Annotated in this window: 5 protein-coding genes; 3 read left to right on the forward strand and 2 right to left on the reverse strand. The window is 46.0% G+C overall.

The window, feature by feature from the left end; translation table 11 throughout:
* Window positions 1-24 precede the first annotated feature (24 nt).
* The gene (locus B3O33_RS08065; protein ID WP_292363364.1) at window positions 25-3555 is read right to left on the reverse strand and encodes a transporter substrate-binding domain-containing protein; all 3531 of its coding nucleotides are present in this window, start codon (window positions 3553-3555) and stop codon (window positions 25-27) included.
* Window positions 3524-4573 (reverse strand): response regulator, encoded by a 1050-nt coding sequence (locus tag B3O33_RS08070; protein ID WP_292361909.1) that lies wholly within the window; start codon window positions 4571-4573, stop codon window positions 3524-3526. Before B3O33_RS08070 ends, B3O33_RS08065 begins: the two co-directional genes overlap by 32 nt.
* A gap of 226 nt (window positions 4574-4799) precedes the next feature.
* Here B3O33_RS08070 and ung point away from each other — a divergent pair, with 226 nt between their 5' ends.
* The 3 genes from ung to B3O33_RS08085 all read left to right on the forward strand — a co-directional run bounded on the left by ung (window position 4800) and on the right by B3O33_RS08085 (window position 9348).
* Complete coding sequence (ung, locus tag B3O33_RS08075) at window positions 4800-5498, forward strand: uracil-DNA glycosylase (protein ID WP_292361910.1); 699 nt, start codon at window positions 4800-4802, stop codon at window positions 5496-5498.
* A gap of 64 nt (window positions 5499-5562) precedes the next feature.
* Window positions 5563-7455 carry an ATP-binding cassette domain-containing protein gene (locus B3O33_RS08080; protein WP_292361911.1) on the forward strand — a complete coding sequence of 631 codons (1893 nt, stop codon included), beginning with the start codon at window positions 5563-5565 and terminating at the stop codon, window positions 7453-7455.
* 3 nt (window positions 7456-7458) lie between these two features.
* Window positions 7459-9348 carry an ATP-binding cassette ATPase Uup gene (locus B3O33_RS08085; RefSeq protein ID WP_292361912.1) on the forward strand — a complete coding sequence of 630 codons (1890 nt, stop codon included), beginning with the start codon at window positions 7459-7461 and terminating at the stop codon, window positions 9346-9348.
* Window positions 9349-9392: the final 44 nt, after the last annotated feature.

Consider the following 9392-nt stretch of genomic DNA (forward strand, 5'->3'; position numbering starts at 1 on the left):
AACAATTCATACCTGTCTGGTGGATCAAGTGGCCCGTATCACCTGTTGTATGTCGGAACACATTGAAGGGAATTGTTTTAGCAATATCTGCATGCCTTCGATATCAAACGCATCAATGCGTTCCAGTAACTGGCTGGCATAGCGATCCAGAGTGTCAATCTGGTAACTACCTGCCAGTCTGGCAATTGCGTGGGCAAAATGCTTAATATCAGTCATGCTGTTACTTTTTGTGGCCATACGCCAGATTTCATCAATATCAGTTTGAAAATGCTTCAACAGGGACATCAGTTGCTGCTTGTTTAACTGTGACCAATTCTGCTGAGCTGTTGCGGTCACTTCAACTTCCATTGTCTGGTAATCTAGAAATACACTTAAGGCATGAAACAGCTCATTGCGTAAAACCGGTTTACGCAAGTAGGCATCAAAATGCTCCAGTTTATCCTGTTCGTAGGCATCTTTCATTACCGAAGCAGTCAGTGCGACTACAGGTAGATCGGGACTAAAGCCCTTTATTTTCTGGGCAGCTTCATAGCCATCCATCACGGGCATTCGGATATCCATCAACACCAGGTCCACTGAATTATTTTCAACAAACTCAACGGCCTGCTGGCCATTTTCAGCTTCACTGGTCTGAATGTTACTGTTGATAAAGTGTTGTCGAATCAACTCACGGTTATGTTCGACGTCATCGACGATCAGCATATGCGCCGGCTCAAAACGTATGCGACTGGCATCAAATGCCAAAGCCTGTTGCCGGAGTTTGTCACTGGCCATGGCGGCAATATCGATCCCGGGCAAGTCAATACTGAATACCGAACCTTCACCGCTGTTACTCTGCAGATGGATTTGCCCCCCCATCATTTCTATCAATCGGCGGGTGATTGATAAACCAAGGCCCGTACCACCATATTTACGAACATCCTGACCAGATTGCTGGGCGAATATTTCAAAAATATGTTCAATCTCAGCTTCGGGAATACCAATCCCGGTATCTTCAACCCGTATATGTAAATCCAGCTTACTCAGATGATCATCGACATTATCGGCGTGCACATGAATACGAACATGTCCTGTCTCAGTGAATTTGACGGCATTGCTGATTAAATTGAACAGGACTTGTCTGAGACGGGTGGCATCCAGTAGCAGGCCGTGAGGCAACTGTGGGTCAATATCTAAATGCAAGGCTAAATCCTTATTACGGATTTGCAGAATAAACATATTGGCTATCTCATCAAACAACTGGTGTGGATCAGTCGCCGTTTTATTCAGAATCAGTTTGCCGGCTTCAATTTTCGATAAATCAAGAATATCGTTGATCAGCAGCAACAGTGTATTGCCCGCACTGCGAATGGTTTTAATAAAGGATTTGAGTCTGGGTTCGGTGACCTGTTCGTCCAGCAGCTCGGTAAACCCCAGAATAGCATTCATCGGGGTTCGGATTTCATGACTCATATTGGCGAGAAATTGCGATTTGGCCAGATTTGCTGCTTCTGCATGGCTCTTGGCCTCTTTCAGTGAATTTTCCAGCGCAATTCGTTCATCCATATTAAGATAAAAGCCGAGAAAAGCCGGTTTGCCCTGATACTGAATGGAAATGATTGAAAACAGGCCCTGAATAAGCTGACCATTCCGGCTTCTTATGTTGACCATTTCACCATTGATTTCGCCTGCAGAAGCAAGTTTTGCCTGTACATCATCGCGTTGAGAAATATCAGCATAAAAATCCTGAACTTTTAATGTTTTCTGCTGATCGGCGGTAAAACCCAGTTCTTTATGACAATACTTGTTCGCCAGCAGAATACTGCCATCTAAGGCCGACGTTACCATGAGGCTCATCGGCATCACATTAATCAGATGAAATAGCTGGGTTTCACTTTCCCGGAGCTGCTGTTCGGAAATAAGCCGTTTATTGACTTCAGTACGTAAGCGACGGTTCCAGTAGATAGTGGCAAGCAGGAAAATCAGCAGGACAGATGCGACCTGTATCAGTAGTGTGTAATTGGTGCGTTCAATCGTATTAACCGACATCCAGCGTTGGTCGATGGCTCGTTTTTCATCTTCTGTGATGGCTGTGATCGCTTTATTGATTATCGATAAAAGTTCGGGCTGATCCTTGACTATACCTACATGTAAGGCTGAGGAGTACTCCCGGACAATACTGGTATTCAGATGAGTCAAACCCGACTGGCTGGCGTTGTAGGTGATGGTGGGAAGAATGTCAAAATAACCATCAATCTCTTCCGCCGCCAACATCGCCAGTCCATCACGCACAGAGGGTACATAGATGATGTCAATTTCCGGATAGTAGGCCAGTAAAATCGACTCGGCAAAATAGCCTTTTACCACGCCGACAGGTTTATTGTTGAATTCACTCAGACTGCTGAGATGACCGAATTTCGTTGTGGCCATGGCCAGTGGGTAATCCAGATACGGAATGGACATGTCGAGAAATGTTTCACGAAATGTATTACGTGAAAGAGCCACAATAAGATCTATTTCACGGTTTTGTGCCGCTTCAATGACAGATTGCCAGTCCGCATTGGGTTCAAGTTGAAACTGCAGACCCGTTTGCTTGCTGATAAGTTGAAAATAATCAGCGCTGATACCACTGTGCTCACCATTTTTGTCTATAAAATCAAAAGGTGGCCAATAAGGGTCTACACCGATTCTGACAATCGGGTTATCTTTTATCCATTGCTGTTCGTTGTCGGTTAATTCGAGTCGACTCTGCTCAAACGGCAATACTTCAAATGCACTGCTATCACTGACAACGGCATACCATTTATCAATGATCTGCTGTTTTCCGGCCGCGGTAATTGCCGATAACGATTTTTCAATAATGCTGTGTAGCAGCGGATAACGTTTATCAATGGCAACAGATGTGTCGGTGGTCAGATTGGGCACTTTGGCGACCACTTTGAGATTGGAAAGATAACGTTGTTTGATTACGTTGGTTGCCACTGCGATATTACCGATATAGGCATCGGCTCTGGAAAAGGAAACCGCTTCCAGCGAATCATCGTTTGAGTCAGTCAACACCAGCGCCAAGTCCGGGTAATGGATTTTCAGCCAGTTATGCAGATAGGAGTCTTTATTTACAGCGACTTTAAGCCCAATCAAATCATCCATTGATTGAATATCATCGCGCTGCTTCTGGACAATAATGCCCAGTGAAAGACTGACATAGGGTTTTGAAAAGAAGAGAAACTCCTGTCTTGCCTCGGTAGCGGCTGCGCAGCTCAATCCCATTAACTCGCCGGCACGCATTTTTTCCATGGTGTTAGCCCATACATCTGGCTGAACGGTAATTTTCAGGCCACTTTTTTCACTGACAAGCTTCAATACATCAGCCGCTATGCCATCATGTTCGCCTTGGTCATTCAGAAAATCATAAGGTGCCCAACTGAAGTCTGCGCCGAGTTGGATTTCTGGGTTGTCAGCTATCCATGCCTGTTCTTCTTCGGTGAAAGTCAGTGCCGACAAGCGGCAACTGATGAACAGCAGAGCAAGCAATAGCAACCAGTTAGTTTTGATCGGCAATCGCAACAAATTCATCAATGTGTTCCATTAGCAGGTTCACCAGATAGGGATCAAACTGGCTACTGCTATGTGTCCTGATGTAATCAATGGTGGCATCTAATGGCCAGGCATCTTTATAAACCCGCTTGTGTAACAAAGCATCAAAGACATCAATCAACCCAACAATTCGGCCATAAATATGTATGTCCTGACCTTTTAAACCCTGAGGATAACCGGATCCATCCCATTTCTCATGGTGTTGGTGAGCGATGATGGCGGCAGCTTTGGTGTATTTACGTTTTGAATTATCAAGAATTTTATAGGCTCGGGTGGTGTGGGTTTTCATAATGGCAAATTCGTCTTCAGTGAGTTTGCCCGGTTTATGCAATATGGAATGGGGAATGGTGATTTTGCCAATATCATGCATCGGTGCGGCATGAAACAGAATATCGGCATCCTCATCGGTCAGACTTTCGTGATACAACGCCAGTAATCTGGAGCATTCGGCAACCCGGCGGATATGTTTGCCAGTTTCATCGGAAGTCGATTCCATCAGTTCGGTTAATACGTAAATCATTTCCAGCTGGTTTTGTTCCAGTTCGGTCATTAACCGTTGCTGATTTAATTCGTATTTTTGCTGCAGAGACAGATTGTTTTGCTGCAGCAGTTTTTTAGCACGATATAACGTGAGATGGGTGTTGACTCTGGCCAGCAGCTCTTCGGCGTGAAACGGTTTACACAGGTAATCCACTGCTCCGGCCTGAAAGCCCTGACTGATAGAGTCGACATCAACTTTGGCCGTGACAAAGATAATGGGGATATCCTGAAGCCGGGGTTCTGCCTTTATACGTCGGCAAACCTCGTAGCCATCCATTTCCGGCATCATGATATCAAGCAGAATCAGGTCATATTCATGCGTTCGCATCAAAGCGAGTGCTTCTGGACCGCGAGTGGCAAAAGAAAGATTATAGGGCTCTTCCTTAAGAAAATTCATGGCCACCTGAATATTGTCAGGGACGTCATCGACGATTAAAACATTGGCGTTATTATCCATCGCGATTCCTTGTATATAGATACTCTTGCGACAATCAGTTAGTGACTGCAAATGGTATCTACTGAAAATAACAGTAACGATAGATCTTGTCTATCAGTCTTAAAAGCTGGTTTAACAAATATCGACAAACTAATTGCATCTGACTGGTAAGTTTATATTTGAGTTGCAATGATGAGGGATAAAAACAAAATAAGTATGATGTGGTTTTAAATAGCGGGAAGCGAAAATGGCTTTGCAAAAAGCGCCGGAATGGCAGGCTTTACTTGAGTATGAATTTGATCAGCCTTATATGCAGCAGTTAAAGGCATTTTTACAGCAGCAAAAAGCACAACATAAGGTGATATATCCACATTCGTCCAATTGGTTTCATGCGTTGGAAACGACACCATTATCACAGGTAAAAGTCGTGATCCTCGGTCAGGATCCCTATCATCAGCCAGATCAGGCACATGGTTTATGTTTTTCGGTAAAGCCAGGCATGGCTATTCCGCCTTCCTTAAGGAATATCTATAAAGAACTGAATAATGATCTGGAGATTATTCCCCCCAAACATGGCTATCTGGAAGCCTGGGCCAGGCAAGGCGTTTTGCTGCTCAATGCTGTGTTAACCGTGGAGCACGGTCAGGCGAATGCGCATCAGGGGAAAGGCTGGGAACAGTTTACGGATAGGGTGATCAGTGTGGTTAATAAGCAACGCGACCATGTCGTATTTATGTTGTGGGGCAGTTATGCGCAGAAAAAAGGGGCGGCCATTGACGGCCAACGACATCTGGTTTTAAAAGCACCCCATCCCTCACCGCTGTCAGCACACCGCGGATTTCTGGGATGCAAACATTTCAGTCGGGCTAACGAGTATTTACAACAGCACGGTCAAACGCCCATAGATTGGCAGTTACCTGCTTCGGTCAAGTTGTCATCAGATTGAATTTTGTTGTGTAACAGAGATTTCTCCAATACAGCCGATGGGCAGGCTTGATACAATTCGCGCCATGATAAATCTTAGCCAACTTTCTTTACGTCGCGGACCACGGTTGCTGTTTGAAGCGGCCAACCTGGTGATTCACCCGGGGCAACGTGTAGGTTTGACCGGTGCTAATGGCACGGGTAAATCCAGTTTATTTGCGATGATTCGGAATGAAATACACGCTGACAGCGGTGACCTGACTCTACCTGAGTCATGGGTGATTGCGCATGTCGCGCAGGAAACCCCTGCGGTTAATATACCGGCAATTGATTATGTGTTGCAGGGTGATGCAGAACTTAACCAGTTGCTGACACAATTGACACAAGCAGAACAAACCAATGATGGCCATCTGCAAACTCAGCTACATGATAAATTAGGGTTGATTGATGGTTATACCGCACGCAGTCGGGCGGCAAAACTGCTTCATGGACTAGGATTCAGTGCTGATCAGCAGGAAAATGCCGTCACTACATTTTCCGGTGGCTGGCGTATGCGACTTAATCTTGCTCAGGCATTAATGTGCCGTAGTGACTTGCTGCTGCTGGATGAACCCACTAACCATCTGGATCTTGAAGCCGTATATTGGTTGGAAGAATGGTTACGCAGTTATAGTGGAACCCTGCTGGTTATTTCGCACGACCGTGAGTTTCTGGATCGGGTCGTTACGCAGATTGCCCATATAGAACAGCAACGCATTAAATTGTATACCGGTAATTATTCGGACTTTGAAGTAGCACGCGCCGAGCATCTGGCCAATCAGCAATCCGCTTATCAGAAACAGCAATCTGAAATTGCGCATATCCGTGACTTTGTGAATCGTTTCAAAGCCAAAGCGACTAAAGCCAAGCAGGCACAAAGTCGTATCAAGGCATTGGAACGTATGGAAAAGATTGCCCCTGCGCATGTGGATTCGCCGTTTCATTTCAGTTTTTTTCAACCACGGCGTTTAACCACGCCAATTTTAGCGCTGGATAAAGCCAGTGTTGGTTATCAGCAAACGCCGTTAATTGACAATATCAAGCTTAACCTTGCGCCCGGCGATCGCATCGGGCTGTTGGGGCCGAACGGGGCCGGTAAGTCCACGCTAATCAAGCTGATTGCGGGTGAGCTGCAACCATTGACTGGCAAACGCCGTGAAGGTAAAGATATTGTTATTGGCTATTTTGCTCAGCATCAGCTGGAACAGTTACGGCCAGAGGATAGTGCCTTAAATCATTTGCAGCGGTTGGATCCCATGGCAACCGAACAGGACTGCCGTAACTTTCTGGGTGGTTTTGGGTTTAATGGTGATACCGCTCTGGAGCCCGTCGCTCCGTTTTCCGGCGGCGAGAAAGCGCGTCTTGTCCTGGCTTTATTAGTATATCAGCGACCAGCCCTGTTATTGCTGGATGAGCCGACCAACCACCTTGATTTAGAGATGCGTCTGGCACTGAATATGGCGTTGCAGGAATTTGAAGGGGCACTGGTTGTTGTTTCCCATGATCGGTATTTTTTGCGAAATGTCACAGACGATTTATGGCTGGTGGCGGATGGCAAGGCAACGGTATTTGACGGCGATTTGGATGACTATCGTCAGTTAAGACTTGGCCGGGATAGTAGTAATAACATCGAAAAAAATACGCTTGGTAACAACACTAAAAAATTAGACCGTCAGGCCGCTGCACAGCAACGGCAAAAATTACAGCCTTTGCGAAATCAGGTCAAAAAAGCCGAGCAGGTGCTTGATAAGCTGAATGCAGAGTTAGCCAAAATTGAAGGTTTGCTGGCTGATACCTCACTGTATGAGATGGCGAATAAAGAAAAACTGAAGACCTTGTTGCAACAGCAAGCAGCAACCAAGTCTGCATTGGAGCAGGCTGAAATGGACTGGCTTGATGCCAGTGAAATACTCGAAAACGCAGAAACTGCAGAGGTTTAATCCGTGGCATTATTGTCTTTAAAACAGCTGACCGTCAGTTATGGTGGCCCAAATTTACTGGATAAAGTCGAGTTTCAGCTCGATAAGGGGGAACGGGTTTGCCTTGTTGGCCGCAATGGCGCCGGTAAATCCACATTAATGAAAGTCATTGCTGGCGAGATTACGCCGGATAGCGGTGAAATGGTTGGTTTGCAGGAGTTAAAAATTGCCCGACTGGAGCAGGAAGTTCCTGCTGGTACGGCGGGTAGTGTGTTTGATGTCGTCGCTGATGGACTCGGTGAAGTTGGGCCTTTGCTGGTGGAATATCACCATATTGTTCAGCAACTGCAACATGATAGTAGTGAACAAATACTCAACAAGCTGGAAAAAGCCCAGCATAAATTAGAAGCCGTTGATGGCTGGAGTCTCGAACAGCAGGTGGAAACGGTTATTTCCCGTTTATCGCTGGATGCCGATGTTGAGTTTTCCAGTTTATCCGGTGGTATGAAAAGACGGGTTCTTCTGGCTCAGGCACTGGTACGCCAACCGGATATCTTACTACTCGATGAGCCTACCAACCATCTGGATATCAGCTCTATCACCTGGCTAGAAGGTTTTCTGAAAAGTTACGGCGGCACCTTATTGTTTATTACCCATGACCGCAGTTTTTTACAGGCTTTGGCCACACGTATTGTGCAGTTAGATCGTGGGCAACTGGTGAGCTTTCCCGGTGACTACAAAAGCTTTTTGCAAAAACGGGAAGCCTTATTGTCTGCCGAAGCCGAGCAGAATGCCCAGTTTGATAAAAAGCTGGCCCAGGAAGAAGTGTGGATCCGTCAGGGAATCAAAGCCAGACGCACCCGTAATGAAGGTCGGGTGAGGGCGTTGGAAAAACTGCGTCGTGAACGCGGCCAACGTCGTGAAGTGCTTGGCAATGTGTCGATGCAAATCCAGGAAGGCGATCGGAGTGGCAAGCTGGTGGTCGAAGTTGAGAATATCAGTCAGGCATTTGATGGCCGGCAGTTATTTAAAGATTTCTCAACAGTGATTCAGCGCGGTGATCGCATTGGTATTATCGGACCCAATGGCTGTGGTAAAAGTACGTTACTGTCAATTCTGCTGGGACGGGCAGAACCCGAATCCGGAACAGTGCGTTTAGGCACCAATCTGCAGGTGGCCTATTTTGATCAATTACGTAGTCAACTTGATGAGGAAGCCAGTGTCGTTGACAACGTTGGGCAGGGTAGAGACTTTGTTGAAATCAATGGTAGCCGAAAACATGTGATTGGTTATCTGCAGGATTTCCTGTTTACGCCGGATCGGGCCAGAACCCCGGTAAAAGCGTTATCCGGTGGTGAGCGTAATCGGTTATTACTGGCCAAACTGTTTACCCAGCCCGCAAATTTACTGGTTTTGGATGAACCGACCAATGATCTGGATGCTGAAACCCTGGAATTGCTGGAGGATTTGTTACTGGGCTTTACCGGTACCATGCTGCTGGTCAGTCATGATCGCAGCTTTCTGAACAATGTGGTCACCAGCTGTATTGTGTTTGATGAAGATCAGCAAGTGCGTGAATATGTCGGTGGCTATGACGATTGGCTGGCACAACGCCAACAGTCCGTTAAGCAGGATAAACCGGCTGTCAGACTAGAGCCTGCTTCTCCAAAACCGGTTAAGAAAAAGGCGACATTAACCTATCAGCAACAACTGGATCTGAAAGCTTTGCCGTTAGAAATTGAAAAACTTGAACAAAAAATTGCAGCGTTAACCGAAAAAATGTCGGCAGCAGACTTTTATCAACAGGATGCTAAGAAAATTAAAGAAACTCAAAAGCAAATGGCCGATTTAGAGAAGCAGCTGGAAGCCGCTTTTGATAAATGGGAAAAGCTGGAGGCATTGCAAAACGCCTAGTCAGAAATTTACAGCTAGGGCTGTTTATCTTTCATCTCCGCCTC

Source organism: Methylophaga sp. UBA1464 (assembly GCF_002325665.1).
Classification (GTDB): Bacteria; Pseudomonadota; Gammaproteobacteria; order Nitrosococcales; family Methylophagaceae; genus Methylophaga.